Below are 19972 nucleotides of genomic sequence, written 5' to 3'. Positions count from 1 at the left end.
TAGCTGTTAAAAAAAACTTTGCGCTCTTTGCGTTTAAAAAGCAGAAGCAAGAAAAAATATAAAGAAAAAATGACTCAAAATATAGAAAAACTAAACAAAGTTCTCGCCTTTGTTAAAGACACTTTTGTCGGGAAAAATGACGTTGTAGATTTGCTCGGAATCTGCTTGTTGGCAAGAGAAAATGCATTTTTGTATGGTCCTCCCGGAACCGCAAAATCTGCCATTGTAAGAACATTGGCAAATACGGTAACAGACGGTAAAAACTTTGAATATCTTTTAACACGTTTCACCGAACCAAACGAAATTTTTGGTCCTTTTGATATCAGAAAATTAAAAGAAGGAGAATTGTTAACCAACACAGAAGGCATGATGCCTGAAGCATCGATGGTTTTTCTGGATGAAATCTTCAATGCCAATTCGGCAATCTTGAATTCTCTTTTGATGGCTTTAAATGAAAAGATTTTCAAAAGAGGAAAAGAAACAAGGAAGCTTCCTGCGTTGATGTTTGTCGGTGCAAGTAACGTTCTTCCTGAAGATGAAGCTTTGAATGCACTTTTTGACCGTTTTTTAATTAGAATTAATGTTGATAATGTAAATCCGGATCTTCTTCAACAAGTACTTTTAGCTGGTAGAAAACTCGAAAATATTCTGGAAACCGAAACTCCCGAAATCTTTTCAGATGAAATCCGAGAGCTTCAGAATTTGTGTAAAAACATAGACCTGAAACCGATTTATGAAGTTTATTTAAATACGATTATCAATCTTAGAAATACAGGAATTGCGATTTCCGATCGTAGAGCTGTGAAACTGCAAAATTTAATCGCGGCAAGTGCTTTAATTTGTGGTAGAAACGAAGCGATTCTTTCAGATTTATGGGTGTTGAAACATATTTGGGATACCGAAGAGCAGATTGAAATTTTAGAAGGAATTATCAACAGAACGATTGAAAAAGACGACCATCCGAAATCTCATCCACAAGCTTTACAGAATAAAATTCCCAATCCTGAAGAGGTGATGAAAGATGTAAAAATCCTGATCGAAAAATGGAATAGCGGAACATTAAGTTTTGAGGAACAAAACGTGATAAAAGATAAATTAAGATATCTCCAAACCCGATGCGACTGGATCAGAAATCCTGAACAAAAACAATACATTCAACAAGAAATCGAAAGTTTATGGCAGAAGATTCTTCAAACAGTATAAAAACTTTTTGGGCAGAACTTCCAAAAGGGGATGAAGATTTTCTTGGTGCAATTCGAGACTGGAAAAATGTTCATATTGCAATTGATGAAGAGATAATTTGGCTAAAGGGTTTTACTGATGAACAGGCTGTTTCATCGGAAATTCAGCAGTTGCCGAATTTTATTTTGTATGAATTAGGGGATGGACTTTTATTCAGAAAAGGTGCATTGGTTCCGAGTAAAAAAATGAGAACCGCTTTGTTGTGGGCTCCGATTGATAAAGCTTTAAAGCTCACTTTTCCTATTTCAAATAATAATTTTTTTGGAATTAATGAAAAGGTTGATGTAAAATTAAAATCTAGTGAAGAAGAGCAGCCTGCAATGGCTTTGCTTTGTTCAATTTCAGAAATTAAAGAAGTAATTATTACGACACCAAAATTCAAATTAGAAAAACTGGATTGGATTGTTATTAATGATAAAGCATTGTTTATGGGAACTCCATTATTAGGCTTTCCCGGAAAAACTTTTTGGTTAAAAGATGATCATCTTCTACCAACAGGTTTTGATTTTGAATTTAAAGATCTGAGTTCATTATTGCAAAGAAAATATAATGAATGCAACGAAGACTGGCTTTTATGGAGCGAAACCGGAAGTGTATTATCCATTAATAAAGAGAATTTTAGAAAACTATCTGTAAGTTCATTTCGTCTGACTGAAAAATCACAGGAATGGAATTAAAAGAATATTTCCAATCATACGAAGATTATTTCTGGGAATGGACAACGGATGAAGATGTTCTGGACGATAGCGACTATAATGAAAATAATCTTATTTCGTTTCAGAATATTGGGGCTGTTGTTTATAGACCTTATCTGATTGAGATTTTGAAGGAGCTTCAACTTAACGGTTTGCCAATTTTGAGCCCTCTTTTATTAGCTTTATATGCAACAAATGAAGGATATTTAGATTTAAAAGGTATTAAAACGAATCTCAGAAAACATCCTTTGGCAGCGCATGAATATGTTAAACATTTGATTCGTCCTGCATTTCAATTTTTAGAAACATTAAAATCTCTCCATCACAATTATAAAAAAGGGAAAAATAGAGTTCTTCTTTTACAGACAATATTCAAGTATGCGTCCAATAATATTTCGGAAAAACAATCGGAATATATTTTAAATGGATATTTACGAAATTCACGAAAAATTGCCGATTCAGCACAAAAAATAGAAATTACAGTTTCGAATTTTTCCAAAGATTTAGGGATCTTGGTTGCTTTGAATGAGAAATTTCCTTCAAGTCAAATGATTATTCAAGTAATGAAAGGTAATTTGAAAATTGCTGATATTGAAGAAGAAGTTATTGAAGAAGAAACAACAATAGAAACCGGTAAAGATTTTATTCAGGAACTCATCGAAGAACCCAAAACTTTTCAGGTTGGAAGTTTAATTAAAAGAATCTGGAGCGGGCTAAAAATTCCGATGCGTCATCTTTCTCCCGGTGAACAACCGATTGGCGGAGTTTCAGATATGACCAACAAGGGCGATTTCAGCAGAATGCTTTTGTCTGAATTTGCCAATGAAGATGAGGTTTTTATGAATCGTGTGGCGAATAATGAAGCTTTATACATTCAGCGTGAAATTCCGCCTGAAGAAAATGTTTTTGAAAGAATTATTTTAATAGATACTTCCCTGAAAAACTGGGGAACTCCGAAAGTTTTGGCTTTTGCATCGGCAATTGCTGTTATCAAGCATCCAAAAGCGCATTCAGAGTGTAAAGTTTTTGCTTTAGGACAAAATTCAATTCCGATAAAGCTTGATAAAGTGGAGGAGGTGATCGATCATCTTAATATCGTAAGTCCGGTTTTGGAAGTTTCTCAGTCATTGGAAAAGTTTTTTAGTGAAGAACATACCGAGAAGGATCTTGAAGTTTTTTTTATTACCAATCAGGAAAATTTAGAAAATCAAAAGCTGCAGAAAGTCATTCACGAAAATCGGGACCGACTGAAATTTTTGGTGACAACTTCTGCTGAAGGCGAACTGAATTTTTACAAACATCATAAAGGAACAAGAAAACACGTTCAGAAGATCATGCTTCCGTTGCAGGAATTATGGGCAAATCCAACGAAGAAAAAACAGCAACAAGATCAAAGATCAGATTCGGGCGGAAGAAAGATAGATGTTCCGATGAATTATCCATTGTTGTTTCCAATGCCACAAAACAAGATTGAAAGCTTTTTGTTGGATGGTGAATTCTTTATTTTGAGTTCAAAAAAACAATTGTTGAAAACTTATCTTTCAGATAATTATTACAATAAGAATTATTATAGTCAATACAAAACGCATAGAGGTTGCGAGGTTTTATTTGAAGATATTTCGGTCAAACCGAGAGGAGAGTTTGCGTTGGCAAAAAATAAACAACAACACTATATTTTGTGTCAGTATCAACCAGATAAAAAGCTGATCTCAAAGTTGAACTTAAATACTGGAGAGTATTCCGAATTAAATTTAAGCGGTCGAAAAATACATCATTCACTTCATTTAATCTATTTTAATAAAAAATTCTATCTATGGGAAAAAGATGCAACTTGGATTGAAGAAATTAATATTGATGGAAATGTAATATTGGAAAATGTGAAAACTGAAAGACAAATTCAGAAAAATAATGAAAAAGCACAGAGTGAATTACAAAGACTGGATACTTATTATGATGACAAAATTCTAAGCAACTATGACAAAATTGGGATCAACGATGATCATCAAATTGTAATTTCAAAATACGAATTGTATACAACGGAGTATGATTCAATACTACTTCAGAGGAATAAAATTAAAATGTCAGTTTACGCTCAAAAAATAAAAAACAAATTTGTTTTTTCTGAAGGGAGTGAGATCATTGCAGATCCTCGTGGAATTTTAACTTTTAAAAGTATAAACAAAGCTATTCCTGTGTTTTATCTTGCTACGACAACCGATGGTTTTTTAGCAATAGCAAGTGATACAGAATTTGGAGGATCAGAATTTTATCTTCCTGAAAGTACATTGTTAAAAATTAAAACTGTCTCACATATGTATTCTGAATATTTAGAACCGTTTATTCATCAAATTGTAGAATATGGAACTGAGAATTAAACCTTTTCCGAAAAACAATTATCCTAAAAAAGGACTTTTAATAAAAAGTTCTTCACCATTGACGTGGCTGCACGAAATGGAAACTTTAGGAATTGATTTAAATGAAGTTCGGTCATTTCCAATTCCCTCCAATGAACCGAATACTTTGTACGGAAGCTTTTTGATCTTTAAAGATCTTGCACCTTCTGAAATTGGCAAGAATTCTTATTTTCAATGTGTTGAAGACAGGCTTTTCATCCCTGAAAACACTACTTTTTATCCTAAGCTTAATCCTGAAGACTGGCAAAATATCAATGCTGATCTTATGGTGATGCATCCCGATTTCGGTTTGGTGAAATTGAATGAAGAAATTGATTGGATCTCATTAATTGATCATCCTAAACAGTCAGAAGATAAGATTCGAAAACCATCAAACGGAGTAACAATTCCCCAAGAAATTAAAAGTTTTATGGTGGAAATGGATGATGACCAAGTGATGGAGGCGCTTCAAAAACCACAAACTGAAGAAGAGTGGATGAAAAACCTGCCTTTTGATATGAAAAAAGTAATGGCAGGAAATAAAAAGGAAATAGAAAAATATTTAAAATATATTGAAAAATATCCTGAAAGAGCTGTAGAATTGGGAGTTCCGTTAGATATTATGGGAACTTCCAGAGGAGATGGGTTTGGCAAATTCAATTTTGGAAACTGGTTTCAAAACTTTTTTGGTGGTGGTGATAATTCTTCAGGTGAAAGTTCAGGTTCTGGAAATTACCGCTGGGTATTTTTTGTGATTATCATTTTAATTATAGTTGCTAGAGTAGGGTTTCAGTTCACTAAGGATGAAGCAGAGGAACATGTGAATTCAGGGAAAGTTCAACAGCAAAATAAGATCGGAAAAATTTTGGCTTTCAAATCTGGGATTACTGATATTGATATAAAAATTGATTCTATTTACAGGAAGCGAAGAGGTAAATTGATGAATGATTTTGCCCTCGCAAACACGAAATATTCAAGAGGGAAATCGATGGATGATGTGGTGAAAGATGTTGAGAAATACAGAATTGATGAAGGAAAAACAAAAGATTCTCTCAAAACGATCTATAATAAAAAAATAGTAAAAGTAATTACGGAAAATACAGAAAAACTGCAAAATAAAATCACAGATTCTCTCAAAAAAGAAGGCAACGGAATACCTGCCGATAAAGGTGTTGTGAAAATGGTTCTCAATAAAAAACAGATCTTGATGGCTGACTCTTTAGGGAAACGCTACGGAACTATTGAGCCGCCAGTTTCTAAGATGGATGAAAATTCACAGGCTTATCTTGAAGGAAACAAAGACGACTCAGCTGATGGATCTGAAAAAGTTTCGGCATCAGAGATCTTTTGGTTAATTGTTTTAATGGCGGGTGCTGTAGGATTGTATTCTTTCCTTTTTAAAAAGAAAAAAATACATTTCGGTGGTGAAAATGTTCCGGTAGGGATCAAGATCTTCCTCATGGTTGTTCTGATTGCTTTGTTGAGTTATATTTTTTATCCGATCATCGAAATGTTTGGCTATAACTGGTTTGTCTGGATATTGATCATTTGTGTAGCTCTTCTCTTGTACAGACTTTTTCGCGAAGATAAAACCATTTTAAAATCTGAAGAGAATGAATAAGCAGAAGTTTATCGATAAGTTTCTGAGAGCACTTGTGGTTTTAGCAATTATTAAGATCATTGCGATCTTTGCTGAGTTTTTTCAGAAAACATTTTGGAGCGTTATTGGGAATTTGGTGATTTTTACAGTTGTTTTAGTAATTATATTTTTTGTAGTAATTGCACTTCAGAATAAAGAAAGATCTGGGAATTCTTCAGAAAAAAAAGGCGGTGGCGGAAATTTTTATCTTGAAAATTCTTTGTTCGACAGGATCAGAAACAAATACGAAGAATTAGCCGAAAAATACATTGCCGAAAAAGATTATACAAGAGCCGCAAAAGTTTATATGAATTTGCTGAATGACAATTATCGTGGCGCAAAAACACTTGAGGATGGCGGTTTGTATAATGAAGCTGCCGTGATCTACCTTAAAAAATTAAAAAATAGATCGGAGGCTGCGTCTTGTTTTGAAAAAGCAAAGCAATATCAAAGATCGATTGAACTGTATAAAGAGCTCGAGCAAAAAGAAAAAGTGGGTGATCTTTATATACAAATTAACGATGCCAAAAATGCGAATTCTTATTATCAAATGGTTGTTGATGATTATGTAAACAACGATCAGATGGTGAAAGCTTCTCTTATTTACCGCAAAAAAATGGATTTTCCGGAAGAAGCTCAGAAAATTCTTTTACAAGGTTGGGAAGAAAATAAAGATGCTTTTAATTGCTTGAATAACTATTTTGTAAATATCAATACTATTGAAGACCTGAATCATACAATTCAAAATTTATACCTCAAAACTCCTTCTGATAAGAAATTAATTTATCTGGAAGCGATGAAACATGAGTTTAATAAAGATTCAAAACTACAGGAAACAACAAGGAATATCGCATACGAGATCATTGCCGAAAATATAGAAAATCATTCTTCCATCATCAATGAACTGAAGCATTTCAATCCAAAAGATGAGGTGATCTTAAAAGATATTTCGAGATACAGAACAGGGAGAAATAAAATGTTTAGAAATTAATATGAGCTTTATAGCATCATTGATCAGATGCTTTCAATGATACAAAAAAGGTGGCCAAATTTATAAGGCCACCTTCTTCTTGATTTATTCTTTGATAAGTTTCTTTGTGTAAAAATTATGATCTTTATCTTGAACTTTAAGAATATAAATTCCCTTTTCCAAAAAACTGATATTTATTTTTTTATTGTTTGTAGATAAATCCTTAATTAATCTACCATCAATACTATAAATGGAAATGTTTACAATATCAATATTTCCTTTTACGAAAACAGTGCTTTTTGCAGGGTTAGGATATATATCAAAACTATAATCAATAGTAGTTTCATTAGTTGATAAAAGAGATAAAGGGCAACCAATAGGAATAGGATATAGTTTTGTGATCGTAGTTCCGTCACCTAAAACGCCATTGGAATTACTTCCCCAAACCCAAAGTGACCCGTCATATTTTAATCCCATAGAATAATACATGCCTGATGATATTGATTTCCAGTTATTTTGCGAGTTTACTGGGATGGGATTAGCTGTAAAATTATGAAAAACACTATCACCTAATTCTCCATATCCCCAAGACCATAATGTTCCATCTGTTTTTATTGCAGTTGCATATAGGTATCCTAATTCTAGATCTTTCCAATTGTTTTGATTGCCGACTTGTATCGGAGTTGTTTGATACGGTGCTGCAATAGGGAAATCGAATTTTTCACCCCATTGCCAAAGTGTACCATCAGTTTTAATAGCTGCAGCACGTACATGTCCTGCACTTACAGTTTTCCAGTTAGTATCTATTCCTATTTGTGTAGGGATGGGATTATTTGATATTCCGAATGTTCCGTTACCCAGTTGAGCTCGATTATTATCTCCCCAAGACCATAAAGTACCATTGGTTTTTATAGCATAAGAGCTTTCAAGTCCTGTAGCAATGACCGCCCAGTCATTATCGTTACCAACTTGTGTAGGATAATATCTGTGTCCTCCTGTCATTCCAAGTTGACCGTTGTAGTTATTTCCCCATGACCAAAGTGTACCGTCTGTTTTTAATGCGAGATTATGAGTGTCATAGCATGCAATACTTTTCCAGTTTTGATCAGTGCCAATTTGTACGGGTGTGTAAACATTTGTAGTATTTCCATTTCCGACTTGTCCCCAAGCATTCCATCCCCAAGCCCAAAGCGTTCCATTTTTTTTTATCGCTAATACGTGGCTTGAACCATCCATTGCAAATACTTCTGTCCAGTTGTTTTCATTTCCAATTTGAATTGGAATAGTTGAATCAACAGTAGTTCCATTTCCGAGTTGTCCAAATTCATTTACACCCCATCCCCATAACGTTCCATCATTTTTGACTCCATAAGAAGTTTTATATCCGCTTGTAACAGTTTTCCAGCATTGTGAGTAGACTAAAGAATTAATCAAAATAATAAATAAAAGATAAAATTTTCTCATTAGGTTATTAGAATTTTTCTTAAAAATACAAAAAACATTTATCTTTGCATCAATAAAATTATGACAATACAAAGAGCACATATCAGTTTAAATCTATGCGATCGCCCTGTAGTAAAGGGATCGTTTGGATATGAATGGATGATATCGGATGAGGCGAAATGTGCTTGCTTTGAAAATTATTTACCGTAAACCCGTAAAGATTTAATCAAAATATAGTGAAAACGCCTCGGTCATCGAGGCGTTTTTTGTGTTTTTAGGGCAGAAATTATTTAGAATGAAAAAAAATAACCATAAAAGTAAAAATTATTTAATCAACAATGAACAACTAATAAGAAAATAAAACGTGATAGGAAAACCAATGAGAGACAGTCATTTAGGTAATTAAGGTATCTGTAAAATATTACGGACAGAAATCCTCTACTCTAAAAGAAAGTTGTAATTAATTGATTTGCAGCATGTTGGTTGAAAAATAAATTTGTGAATTAAATATTTTCGTACTTACTTTGCAACCGAAAATTAAAAGCAACACGTTTTTAATCTTTTCAAAAAAACAATTTTATACAACAAGAATATAATGAAACAATTACATAACATATCTAATCAGTATTCAGGACGAGACAGACAAGAGCCGATGGGATTTGCGTGTATTCTTGATAGTGAATTTGTGGATAAAAGGTGCTTATATAAATGGGTCAGCTAATGTAGCGACACGTCAAAATATATAAAGCGCCTCCCGAAAAGAGGCGCTTTTTTTATGGTTTCTTTAGCTTATTTGGTAAAGCGCCGGTTTGTGGCACCGGAGAACAGGGTTCGATCCCCGAAGATACCCAAAAATGTGAATGGTCAACAGTGAATCTTTTTTCGCAAAAGGATTTTAAAAATTGACAAGCTAAGTGAATTAATAATTGACCATTCACTAAATTAAAATAATCTCATAGCTCAATGGGTTGGAGCATCGGTCTGATACGCCGAAGGTTGAAGGTTCGAGCCCTTCTGGGATTACAAAATATAATCTTATAGCTCAATTGGATAGAGCGTCGGTTTACGACACCGAAGGTTGAGGGTTCGAATCCTTCTGAGATTACAAAATGTGAATTGCGAATCGTGAATTTTGTTTCACAAGTGAATCTAAAATTGATGAGCAAAGCGGATTGACAATTCACGATTCACATAAAAAAGGTCTATTGAGGTAATGGCTAACCTGCCTGACTGTCGCTCAGGTACTGCGAGTTCGAAATGCAAAGCATTCGTGAATTCAAAAGAAAATATATATATGTGATGATGAACAATCTCGCATAGACCGCAAAGATTCACGGAAAATTTCCGATCCGACTGTCTCTCGGAAAAGATTTTTGAAGTGAATCTGCAAAACTGGAAAGATAACGGTGGTTGTTTACCCGTCTTGGATGCGGGAGGTCGCAAGTTCGAATCTTGCTTTCCAGACAATTTGCTCCATTCGTCTAATGGTTTAGGACGGCTGCCTTTCGAGCAGTAGATAAGAGTTCGATTCTCTTATGGAGTACAATAATGTGAATGGTCAATAGTGAATTTCACTTCGTAAGTGAATTTGAAAATTGATAGCAAAGGGAATTGATAATTGGCAGTTCACATAAAAGATTTCGTAGCTCAATAGGTTAGAGTATCGGTTTCATAAGCCGAAGGTTGAAGGTTCGAGTCCTTCCGAAATTACAAATAACTAAATGTTAATTGTTTCAAAAAGAGAAAAGAAAAAGTTTGTCGAGAGCAGAAGATCTTTACGCCAAAAAAACACAAAAATATAGACAGGCTTTTTCTTAACTCAAAAAATGAAAATTAATAAGTAAAAGTTGAAAGATGGATGAAGAAAGTTGGAAGTTTTAAACATAATATAAATTTTTAGATAAAATAAAGTTTGTCAAAGCGCAGAAGTTCTTATATCAAACAAAAAATTAAGACAGGCTTTATTTTTTTCAATTAGAAATTAGAAACGTGATATTTCTAAAAACGATCAACTAGAAACCAACAACTAATTAAAAATGATGGTTCGCCGAAGTGGAAGAGTCGGGGCGGTCTGCAAAACCGTTGTGAAAACTGAGTGGGTTTGAATCCCATAACCATCTCAAATAACTAAAATGAGATTAGTTCCGAAGAAAATAAAAGTTTGTCGAGCGAAGAAGTTCTTACATCAAACTAAAAATAAAAGACAGGCTTTGTTTTTCTTCAAATGAGAAATTAGATGTTAGAATGAAAATCATTCATCTTCTATCAATTATCATCTATAAAAAAGGAAGTACGCCGAAGTTGGAGAGTCGGGGCAGACTGACATGAGGAACGAATTGAACGATTCCTTAAAAAAGAAAAAGTAACAGAGTTAAAATCTGTTGCTTGATTGCTGAGTAGGTTCGAATCCTACTACTTCCACCAACCGCTTATAATGTAAAGGAAGCATGCAGGAAATATACTCTTGTTGTTCAGGTTCGACTCCTGGTTAGTGGTCAAAAAAAGTGAATAATGAATAGTGAATTTTGCTACGCAAGTTAATTTAAAACTTGACTGCAAAGCAAATTGAAGATTCAACATTCACAAGAGAAATGCTCTATTCGTCTAACGGTTCAGGACGCCTGCCTTTCGAGCAGAAAATAAGGGTTCGATTCCCTTATAGAGTGCAAAATATGAGTAATGGGTAATGGGTAATGTGCAATGAGTAATTATTATCAGCATAAATTATTAAGGAAGAATTTATATAATTAATTACACATTACTTATTCCTCATAGAAACTTGCGGGAATGGCGGAACGAACTGGCAGACGCACTTGATTTAGGCTCAAGATATTGAGGGTTCGACTCCCTTTTCCCGTACAAAATTGCCTCTCTATTCCAATTGGCAGAGAAAACGGTCTTAAACTCCGTAAAGTCCCAGTTCGAATCTGGGGAGAGGTACAAAAAATATAAGTCATGGGTAATGAGCGATGAGTAATTATTGCAAACACTAATTGAAATATGATTTTAATATTACTAATTACCTATTACTCATTACTAATATCAATAATCATTTATGAATTATAAAAAATATAAAACTTAAACATGTAGAAAAAATGGAAACGCAACAACAAATATGGCAAAATATGACAGGAAAAATTTTCCAACATTCTATCACACAATTGGTAGAAGAAGCCATCATTCGCGAACAGGCAAATGGATATCGACTGAAAGTGTGTGTAGGTTCAGACTCCCACGTTTACGGTGATGCCATTAATTATGCTACGGCAGTTGTCTTTATTCGTGAGGGAAAAGGAGCGTTTACCTTTATCAGAAAAGAAAGAGAAATACAGAATATCAGTATTAAAGAGCGAATGTTGAACGAAGTCAACAAATCTGTAGAAATCGCCTATGCCATTTGCTCAATTCTGGAAACTTATGATGTGGAAATGGAGGTACACGCAGACATTAACACCGACCCTGATTTTAAATCCAACGTCGCTTTGAAAGACGCGATGGGATATATTCTGGGAATGGGTTATATTTTTAAAGCAAAACCTTACGCTTTCGCAAGTTCAAATTGTGCTGATATGATGGTATAATAAAAGCGGTAAGCGAGATGTAATAAGCTGGAAGTTTTTTAACTGTATGAATATTAACTTCCCACATCCCGCTTCTAACTTCCATCAAAAAAAATAAAACAATGAAAACAATTTTAATCATTAACGGAGAAAAATACTGGAAAGATTATTTTGCAGGATTTAATGTGGTTCAGAAAAAAGTTCAGACCTCAGAATTTATTGTAAAAGATGCTGAATTGTATGTAATCGATGCAGATGGAGTTTGTAAACCTGACGTGATTTTTTGGAGATTGGGAGCTATAAATCCAGAAGCAAAACACAGAAATATTTTGGAATTAATTGAATATTCAGGAGTTCCTTGTGTGAATTCAGCTTCAACATTATTAATGGGTTACGATAGATTATCAATGTTAAATAGATTGAGAAATCTTGGGTTACCTGTTATTGATTTCAATGTAGCAACCAATACAACTCAACTGAAAAATCTCGAAATGCAATTTCCTTTTGTGGTTAAAGTTGGAAATCATCACGGTGGATACGGGAAAAGTTTGGTTTCAACCGAAGAACAATGGGAAGAACTGAAAGATTTGCTGTTTATTCATCAGGATTATGTGACGACAGAGAAATTTATCAACTATAAATATGACATTCGTTATCTGGCTATAAATGATAAAGTTTGGGCAATGAAAAGAAAAGGCAAATATTGGAAAGCTAATTCATTAACTCAGGAATATCAAATCATCGAGCCAGAAAAAGAATGGATAGAAAAAGTAAAGCTGTTACGGGATAACATCAAAGCAAATATCGTTGCCATTGATGTTCTGGAAATAGAAAACGGAGAAAAAGTGATTTTAGAATACAATGATATTCCGGGTCTTTCAGGATTTCCTGAAGATGCAAAATTGGAATTATCAAATATTGTAAAAAGCAAATAAAAGAACCTTTAAAAACTAATAACCATGTATTTTTTAGTTCAGGCTAATGTATATTTAGATCCCGATCATTATAAAATTTTTGATGCTTTGGAAGAATTGAATATTGATTACAGCGTAATTAATATTCCTCCAAACTCAGAAAAAATAGACTTCGAAACAGACAGAAAAGATGTTTTTGTGTATGGGTCGGTAACAATTGCAAGATTGGCAAAACAAAATACCGATTGGCTTCCTGGGTCTTTTTACGGAGGCAATCACCTGTATGAAGTGTATTCCAAATATTATGGTGAAAACCTTTTGAATCATAAAGTTTCCGTTCATAAAATTTCAGAAGAATTGATTTGGAAAAAAGGTGAAATTAAATTCATCAAACCTTACAATGAAGCTAAAATTTTCACAGGAAAAGTTTTCAGTGAAACAGAATGGAAAGATTTTGTTTTTGAAGGATTGAAAAATAGATCCAACAGAATTACAGAAGATTCTTTGGTTCAGATTTCTGAAGCAAAACTAACAATAAAAGAAGTTAGACTTTGGATCGTGGGCGGACAGATTATCGATGCAGGATATTATAAATTTAATGATAATGCGCCTTTCGAAGAAAATGTTTCAGGAGAAGGATTGAGTTTCGCCAATGAAATGATTCAAATTTTTAATCTTGAAGAAGCTTTTGTAATGGATATTTGTTTAACAGATGAAGGCTGGAAAATCGTAGAAATAAATTGTATCAACAGTTCCGGATTTTATCCAAACACCAATGTGAAAAGTATTATCAAAGCATTGAATATTTACTTTTCCAATTAAAAAATAAATTAAAATGTTTTTATACGACAAAGTAATTGTCATAGATATCGAAGCCACATGTTGGGAAAAAGGGCAAACTCCTGAAAATCAAAAAAGAGAAATTATTGAAATCGGAATTTGCAAACTCAATATATCAGACGGAAATATCGAAGATAAAAGAAGCTATTTGATAAAACCGACACAATCGGAAGTAAGCGAATATTGTACAAAATTGACAGGAATTACTTCTGGAAAACTAGAAAAAGAAGGGGTTTCTTTTAAAGAAGCCTGTTCAAATATCAAAAACAGATATAATTCATTACGAAGAACATACGCCGGTTATGGTGGATTTGACAAATCAATTATGGAAAGTCAATGCCAAGAATTTGATGTTAAATTTCCCTTTAGTGAAACGTATCTTGATTTGAAAGTGTTGATAAGTTTAATGACTGGTGAAAAGCCAATTGGACTATTGAAAGAACTTCAGACAAGAAATATAGAATTTGAAGGGAGTAATCATAATGGTGCAGATGAAGCTTTTAACACAGCAAAATTATTGCATCAAGTTTTAAAAAATTAAAGCAATGGAACTCACAAAAAGATTATTGTTTCTGGATGATATAAGATACCCGATTGAGGCATATCATTATACCAAACAGGATGTTTTTCTCAGAAAAGACTGGCATATCGTTCGAAATTATGAGCAGTTTGTCAACAGAATTTTGGAAAAAGGACTTCCGGAAATGATTTCTTTTGACCATGATCTTGCTGATGAACATTATTTGAAACCAGATTCTCAGGAATTTGTTGAAAAGACTGGCTACGATTGTGCAAAATGGCTGGTGGAATATTGTATGGATAATTATTTAGACTTACCGAAATTCTATTGCCACTCAATGAATCCTGTTGGAAAGGAAAATATTAAGAACCTTTTAAAAAACTTTAAAAATTTATAATGGATATTTTTAGATTAATTCAGGATATAAAAGCGCATTTGAAATTTAGCTTTGATGAGGTTGATAAATGGTTTGAAAAAGATAAAGCAACATTGAATTATCAACCTTCAAATGGAGGTTGGACGATTGAACATATTTTAGAACATATTTATCTCACAAACTTTTATTTGTTGATTCTTATTGAAAAAGGTTCAAAAAAAGCAATGCGAAATTATCAAAGTCTTGATTTAAATCTGGAAATAAAAAACTACAGTTTCAATGCAGAAAAATTTGAAAAAGTAGGTGAGTATGGTGCGTTTGAATGGATAAGACCGGAACACATGGAACCTAAAGGAGAATTAAATTTAAATGAAATCAGAAGTTTAATTTTTCAGCAATATCATCAATGTTTAAATTATTTAGACTTGATGAAAAACGGCGAAGGTCTTCTTTGCAAAATGACAATGACCGTAAATGGATTGGGAAAAATCAATGTGTATGAATACATTTATTTTCTTTCACTTCACGCTCAACGACATATTACTCAGATGAAAAATAATGAATTAGAACTATTTTAAGCTGCAAATTTTCAACATTTAAGTTCTTTTGTAGTTCATAATTGATTTTGGAAAAGACCACTTAAGTTTTTGAAAATCTTTGATTTTCTCTTATGTGAACTAAATATTTTCAAAGTTGTAAACTAAAAAAACTAAAGTGTTCTTAAGTGTTAAAAAACTTTTGTCCCTTTTGTGGTTAAAAATAAAAAATTAAAAAAATGATTTTCAAAACATATAACTCTATAGAAAATGCTTACCAAGCTCGTGTGATTGACCAAATCAAATTGCAGGGTTTTGGAAAGGAGATTTTCATCGTGCAAGAAAAAGTTCACGGTGCTAATTTCTCTTTCTTCACCGATGGAAAGGAAATTAAAATAGCAAAAAGAACTGCTTTCATCGAAAAGGACGAAAAATTTTACAATGCACATCAAATATTAGAACGTTACAGAAATAATGTAATTGAAGTATTCGAAAAAGTAAAAACCAGTTATCCGGATATTGAAACTATGGTTATCTACGGTGAATTGTTCGGAGGCGGTTACAAACACAAAGAAGTTGATTCTGTAAAAGATGCAATAAAAGTTCAAAAAGGCGTTGAATATGCACCTTACAACGAATTTTATGCATTCGATATTAAATTAAATGGAACTACTTATTTGGATACAGATTTGGTCAATCAAATTTTCGATGAAACCGGATTTTTCTATGCGAAAATTTTGTTTCAAGGTACTTTGGAAGAAGCTTTGAAATTCCCGAATGATTTCGATTCTAAAATTCCGACTTGGTTGGGATTACCTGAAATTGAGAACAATATTTGTGAGGGAACGATTATCAAAACATTGAAAACTAAATATTTTGGAAACGGTTCAAGAGTCATTTTGAAAAATAAAAATGAAAAATGGACTGAGAAATCTAAAGTGGTGAGAAAACAGAATAAATCGGTTCAAAAACAAATCAACTTTAGCGAAAAAGCTCAAAATATTTGGGACGAAATTCAAAAATATGCAACTATAAACAGATTGAATAATGTTGTCAGTAAAATTGGCGAATTCGAGCCCAAAATGGTTGGAAAAGTAATCGGTCTTTTTGCGCAGGATATTTTAGAAGATTTTGAAAAAGATTTTCCAGATGTCTCTAAAACTATAGAAAAAGAAGAACAAAAAAGGATTGACAAAAAGTTGAATTCTTTAGTGATTGATATTGTAAAAGAAGAATTAATTTCAGCAAAAGTGTAGTTTTGATAGTTACCGATGAATAAAAACTTTTGCGTTAAAACTGATTAAAAAATGAAAAAGATAAGTACATTATTCAAAAAAGATATAAATAATTTAGCAAGAGTTATTAACGAAATTGATGCTGAAAACAAATGGGTTTTTGATGGAAAAGCTATTGCTACACGAAAGTTTGATGGTTCTGCATGCGCAGTGATCAACGGTAAATTATACAAAAGATACGATGCGAAAAGAGGAAAAATAGCTCCGGAAGATGCAATTCCTTGTCAGGATGCAGATTTTGTTACCGGTCATCATCCGCATTGGGTTGCGTGTGAAATTACCAAGAAAGAAGATAAATACTTTTGGGAAGGTTTCTATGCTTTGGCTGAATTGGGCAAAGTAGAAGATGGAACTTACGAACTTGTTGGGGAAAAAATACAAGGAAATCCTGAAAATATTAACGGTCATTTATTGGTTAAGCACGGAACTCATATTCTTAGTTTAGAAAGTTTAGATTTTGAATTTATCAAAAACTTCTTGAGCAATCCTGAGAATAATATGGAAGGTATTGTTTTCCATCACACAGCTGATAATCGTATGTGCAAGATCAGAAAATCTGATTTTGGTGTACGTAGAAAATTAGTAAAAGAACTTATATTTTAAAAACAAACAATTAAAAATCAAAACAAATGCAAACAAATATATTTTTTACGGCAGATCATCATTTCGATCATGCCAATATTATAAAATTCTCCGAGCGGCCTTTTGAGTCGATGGAGGAAATGCACGAAGAACTCATCAAACGCTGGAACGAAAAAATAGGAAAAGATGATACTGTCTATCACTTGGGCGATGTAAGTTTAGGAAAACCAGATTTTACCAAAGAAATTTTAGATAGATTAAATGGAAAAATACATCTGATAAAAGGCAATCATGAATATTCTTCGCTTCGGGTTCCGGAAAGGTTCGAATGGATCAAAGATTACCACGAGCTTTATGTGGAAGACGAAAGTCATAAAATGGGCAAACAGAAAATCATGCTTTTTCATTACGCAATGCGCACCTGGAACGGTTCTCATCACGGAACATGGCAATTATACGGTCATTCACACGGAACTTTATCCGATGACGAAATGAGTTTGAGCATTGATGTAGGAGTTGATTGTCATAATTTTTATCCTGTTTCTTACGAAGAAATCAAAGAATTGATGAAGAAAAAGAAATGGACACCCCCTTTTGCTCCACGAAATTAGAATTGCTCCCTTCGGGGAGTTTTTTTTTGTAAATTATTTTTTACTGCGTAAATAGAATGCGTACTGATGGTTTTATCTTTGCAGAGCTTTAGCAGCAACACCAATTCTTCTTTAGGGTATTTCTTCCCGCTTCTCCTCCAATGAAAACCAAATGCAGATGAATGAAAAAATATGTAATAAAATAGTAAAATGAAAACAACCAATGAAATATTAATCATCGATTTGGAAGCCACATGTTGGGAAAACGACAGAATTCCCGCCGGACAAAAAGTTGATATTATAGAAATCGGAATTTGCGAATTAAACAGAACAACAAGAGCAATTTCCAAGAAACAAAGCATCTATGTAATTCCTGAAAGGTCTAAGATCAATAAATTTTGTACAGAACTCACCGGAATAACTCCGCAATTGATCGAAGAAAAAGGAATTTATTTCGAAGAAGCCTGTGAAAAAATCAAAAGAGAATATCAGTCAACTCCGCTTACTTGGGCAGGTTTTGGAAATTTTGATAAAGAGCAAATGATGGAACAGTGTGATTATCTCGGAATCGAAAATCCTTTCTCAGAAAATTATATTAATGTAATGTATCAATTTAAAAATCATATCGGACTTCATAAAATGATGGGCCTAAAAAGAGCTCTGAAATATATGAATATGGATTTTGAAGGAAATCATCACAACGGAGCAGACGATGCTTACAACGCTGCCAAAATTTTAAGAGAAATTTTGCAGTAATAATTTGGTCAGGAAGATGGATAATGGAAGCGGGAAGTTTTTGCGGTGCGAAATTGGCTTCCAGCCTCCAGCTTCAGACTTCCAGCCACAAATATTAATTTTTTTAAACAAATGAAAACAACAGATAACATATTAATTATAGACCTCGAAGCCACGTGTTGGAATGACCGCCCGCCGAGAGGACAGGAAAGCGAGATCATAGAAATAGGAGTTTGTATCATGGATGCAAAAACTGGTAAGATCTCGCAAAATGAGGGAATTTTAGTAAAACCTCAATACTCAAAAGTGAGTCCGTTTTGTACGGAACTGACTTCTATTACTCAACAAATGCTTGATGATGAAGGGATTTTGCTGGAAGATGCATTAGATATTCTTAGAGAAGAATATGATCCTGAAGACCTGACTTGGGCAAGCTATGGAAACTACGATTTGAATATGCTTCAAAATCAGGCAAGAAAATTCAGGGTCGATTATCCTTTGAGTGATGACCACATTAATGTTAAAACGTTATTCGCTCAATTGCATCCGATTCGAAAAAGCGTAGGAATGGATAGGGCTTTGAAAGAATTGAAATTTCCTTTGGAAGGTACGCTCCACAGAGGAGTTGACGATGTGAAGAACATTGCGAAAATTTTGCATTGGTGTTTGCAACGATAATGTAATAATAGCTCTCTTTCAAAAAGGGAGTTTTTTATTTTCTCTCCAACCATTCCTCATAAGAAAGCACACCCAATTCTGGCTTTGCATCACCTTCCAAGATCGAAATAAATTCCAGTTGATTTCCATCAGGATCATTAAAATAAATCGCTAAAGCGGGCATCCAAGCAAAAACCATCGGCTTATCAATTCCGTCTTTTAAAAAGTTGTAAGGTTTTAAATTTTTATTTTTCAAAAACTCAACTGAATAATTCAGAATGTCTTCTTTATCAGCTGAAAAAGCAAAATGTCTGGTCTGCAAATTTTCTTTCTGCTCCCACAATCCAAGCATAGATTCTTTATTTTTTCCAATCCATAAAAAAGCAATGGGACGGTTTTCATCTTTATGAGCGAATTCCAATCCTAAAACTTCAGTGTAAAATTGAATAGCATTTTCCAAATTCCTTACCTGAACGTGAGTTTCATATAATCCTATAATCATGGTTTTAATTTTAATGTACACAAAGCTAAAAAAGAGATTTTCAAAAATTTAAAATTGTTGATTCCTTTATTTGAAATGAATAATAGACAAATTGTATTTGGTTGCCTGTTAATAGTTGCTTGTTGTTAGTTTTTTTTAATTCAACGGTATGTTTGTCATTCAGAGCGAAACGCAGTGTAGCGTGGAATCTAATTTATCCCTATCACACTTAGATTCCTCCGGAATGACAAACTTTGTGAATATTTATTTTTAAAATCATTGTATTATTCCTCACAACAACAACAACAACAACAACAACAACAACAACACAATCAATCAATTTTATCGCAGATAAAATCCTTGCGCCTTAAAAACAGTTTGTAACAAAATAAAGCTTTGCGTCTTCGCGATTTTCCAACAAAAAATGAAAACTTTTTCAGAAATCTTTTCACTACGCAAAAACACTGCGCAACACCACTCTTACTTTGCATAAGAAATCAGAGA

The 19972-nt window shown here is 33.3% G+C and carries 18 protein-coding genes and 10 tRNA genes; 26 read left to right on the top strand and 2 right to left on the bottom strand.

Annotated elements, in window-relative coordinates; all coding sequences use genetic code 11:
- Positions 1 to 69 precede the first annotated feature (69 nt).
- Genes AB671_RS09070 through AB671_RS09050 form a run of 5 tightly spaced genes read left to right on the top strand, consistent with a single transcriptional unit; the run spans position 70 to position 6960 of the window.
- Positions 70 to 1203: an AAA family ATPase gene (locus tag AB671_RS09070; protein WP_066764769.1), complete on the top strand. Its 1134-nt coding sequence runs from the start codon at positions 70 to 72 to the stop codon at positions 1201 to 1203.
- Positions 1176 to 1919 carry a hypothetical protein gene (locus AB671_RS09065; protein WP_066675751.1) on the top strand — a complete coding sequence of 248 codons (744 nt, stop codon included), beginning with the start codon at positions 1176 to 1178 and terminating at the stop codon, positions 1917 to 1919. The genes AB671_RS09070 and AB671_RS09065 overlap by 28 nt, the downstream gene beginning before the upstream one ends.
- Positions 1910 to 4312, top strand: coding sequence for a hypothetical protein (locus AB671_RS09060; RefSeq protein WP_066675750.1), 2403 nt, complete (start codon positions 1910 to 1912; stop codon positions 4310 to 4312). The genes AB671_RS09065 and AB671_RS09060 overlap by 10 nt, the downstream gene beginning before the upstream one ends.
- Positions 4296 to 5951, top strand: a complete 1656-nt coding sequence (locus AB671_RS09055) for a hypothetical protein (protein WP_066675749.1) — start codon at positions 4296 to 4298, stop codon at positions 5949 to 5951. Before AB671_RS09060 ends, AB671_RS09055 begins: the two co-directional genes overlap by 17 nt.
- Positions 5944 to 6960 (top strand): tetratricopeptide repeat protein, encoded by a 1017-nt coding sequence (locus AB671_RS09050; protein ID WP_066675744.1) that lies wholly within the window; start codon positions 5944 to 5946, stop codon positions 6958 to 6960. The genes AB671_RS09055 and AB671_RS09050 overlap by 8 nt, the downstream gene beginning before the upstream one ends.
- Positions 6961 to 7044: 84 nt before the next feature.
- Here AB671_RS09050 and AB671_RS09045 read toward each other — a convergent pair whose 3' ends face one another.
- The gene (locus AB671_RS09045; protein WP_066675743.1) at positions 7045 to 8403 is read right to left on the bottom strand and encodes a T9SS type A sorting domain-containing protein; all 1359 of its coding nucleotides are present in this window, start codon (positions 8401 to 8403) and stop codon (positions 7045 to 7047) included.
- 756 nt (positions 8404 to 9159) lie between these two features.
- Between AB671_RS09045 and AB671_RS09040 the strand changes: the two genes are divergently transcribed.
- The 21 genes from AB671_RS09040 to AB671_RS08950 all read left to right on the top strand — a co-directional run bounded on the left by AB671_RS09040 (position 9160) and on the right by AB671_RS08950 (position 19008).
- A tRNA-His gene (locus AB671_RS09040) sits at positions 9160 to 9232 on the top strand.
- 99 nt (positions 9233 to 9331) lie between these two features.
- A tRNA-Ile gene (locus AB671_RS09035) sits at positions 9332 to 9405 on the top strand.
- Between the two features lie 8 nt (positions 9406 to 9413).
- Positions 9414 to 9487, top strand: a tRNA-Arg gene (locus AB671_RS09030).
- Between the two features lie 287 nt (positions 9488 to 9774).
- Positions 9775 to 9846, top strand: a tRNA-Pro gene (locus AB671_RS22250).
- Between the two features lie 6 nt (positions 9847 to 9852).
- A tRNA-Glu gene (locus AB671_RS09025) sits at positions 9853 to 9925 on the top strand.
- Positions 9926 to 10018: 93 nt separating this feature from the next.
- Positions 10019 to 10092: transfer RNA gene (locus tag AB671_RS09020), tRNA-Met, on the top strand.
- 328 nt (positions 10093 to 10420) lie between these two features.
- A tRNA-Cys gene (locus AB671_RS22245) sits at positions 10421 to 10502 on the top strand.
- Positions 10503 to 10975: 473 nt separating this feature from the next.
- A tRNA-Glu gene (locus AB671_RS09015) sits at positions 10976 to 11048 on the top strand.
- A gap of 115 nt (positions 11049 to 11163) precedes the next feature.
- Positions 11164 to 11241: transfer RNA gene (locus AB671_RS09010), tRNA-Leu, on the top strand.
- 7 nt (positions 11242 to 11248) lie between these two features.
- A tRNA-Leu gene (locus AB671_RS22240) sits at positions 11249 to 11322 on the top strand.
- A 155-nt stretch (positions 11323 to 11477) separates the two neighbouring features.
- Positions 11478 to 11963, top strand: coding sequence for a ribonuclease H-like YkuK family protein (locus tag AB671_RS09005; RefSeq protein WP_066675742.1), 486 nt, complete (start codon positions 11478 to 11480; stop codon positions 11961 to 11963).
- 101 nt (positions 11964 to 12064) lie between these two features.
- Entirely contained in the window at positions 12065 to 12877 is an 813-nt protein-coding gene (locus AB671_RS09000) for a RimK family alpha-L-glutamate ligase (RefSeq protein ID WP_066675741.1), read from the top strand.
- 24 nt (positions 12878 to 12901) lie between these two features.
- Positions 12902 to 13678, top strand: a complete 777-nt coding sequence (locus tag AB671_RS08995; RefSeq protein ID WP_066675739.1) for an ATP-grasp domain-containing protein — start codon at positions 12902 to 12904, stop codon at positions 13676 to 13678.
- A 13-nt stretch (positions 13679 to 13691) separates the two neighbouring features.
- A complete protein-coding gene (locus tag AB671_RS08990; RefSeq protein WP_066675737.1) occupies positions 13692 to 14237 on the top strand; it encodes a 3'-5' exonuclease in 546 nt (181 codons plus the stop codon).
- 4 nt (positions 14238 to 14241) lie between these two features.
- Entirely contained in the window at positions 14242 to 14613 is a 372-nt protein-coding gene (locus AB671_RS08985) for a cyclic-phosphate processing receiver domain-containing protein (protein ID WP_066675735.1), read from the top strand.
- Positions 14613 to 15170 carry a DinB family protein gene (locus AB671_RS08980; RefSeq protein ID WP_066764767.1) on the top strand — a complete coding sequence of 186 codons (558 nt, stop codon included), beginning with the start codon at positions 14613 to 14615 and terminating at the stop codon, positions 15168 to 15170. Before AB671_RS08985 ends, AB671_RS08980 begins: the two co-directional genes overlap by 1 nt.
- A 197-nt stretch (positions 15171 to 15367) precedes the next feature.
- Positions 15368 to 16384, top strand: coding sequence for an RNA ligase, Rnl2 family (locus AB671_RS08975; RefSeq protein WP_066679993.1), 1017 nt, complete (start codon positions 15368 to 15370; stop codon positions 16382 to 16384).
- A gap of 51 nt (positions 16385 to 16435) precedes the next feature.
- Positions 16436 to 17026 (top strand): DUF5565 family protein, encoded by a 591-nt coding sequence (locus tag AB671_RS08970; protein WP_066679994.1) that lies wholly within the window; start codon positions 16436 to 16438, stop codon positions 17024 to 17026.
- 26 nt (positions 17027 to 17052) lie between these two features.
- Positions 17053 to 17616, top strand: coding sequence for a metallophosphoesterase family protein (locus AB671_RS08965; protein ID WP_066679995.1), 564 nt, complete (start codon positions 17053 to 17055; stop codon positions 17614 to 17616).
- Between the two features lie 189 nt (positions 17617 to 17805).
- Positions 17806 to 18351 (top strand): 3'-5' exonuclease, encoded by a 546-nt coding sequence (locus AB671_RS08955; RefSeq protein ID WP_066679996.1) that lies wholly within the window; start codon positions 17806 to 17808, stop codon positions 18349 to 18351.
- Positions 18352 to 18462: 111 nt separating this feature from the next.
- On the top strand, positions 18463 to 19008 hold the full coding sequence (locus AB671_RS08950; RefSeq protein WP_066679997.1) for a 3'-5' exonuclease: 546 nt from the start codon (positions 18463 to 18465) through the stop codon (positions 19006 to 19008).
- Positions 19009 to 19042: 34 nt separating this feature from the next.
- Here AB671_RS08950 and AB671_RS08945 read toward each other — a convergent pair whose 3' ends face one another.
- Entirely contained in the window at positions 19043 to 19489 is a 447-nt protein-coding gene (locus AB671_RS08945) for a VOC family protein (RefSeq protein ID WP_066679998.1), read from the bottom strand.
- Between the last annotated feature and the right edge of the window lie 483 nt (positions 19490 to 19972).

Origin of the sequence: Chryseobacterium sp. BGARF1, assembly GCF_001677955.1 — a bacterium.
Taxonomy (GTDB): domain Bacteria; phylum Bacteroidota; class Bacteroidia; order Flavobacteriales; family Weeksellaceae; genus Chryseobacterium.
The sequence above is the reverse complement of the archived record's forward strand: the minus strand, read 5'-3'. Positions and strand labels throughout refer to the sequence as shown.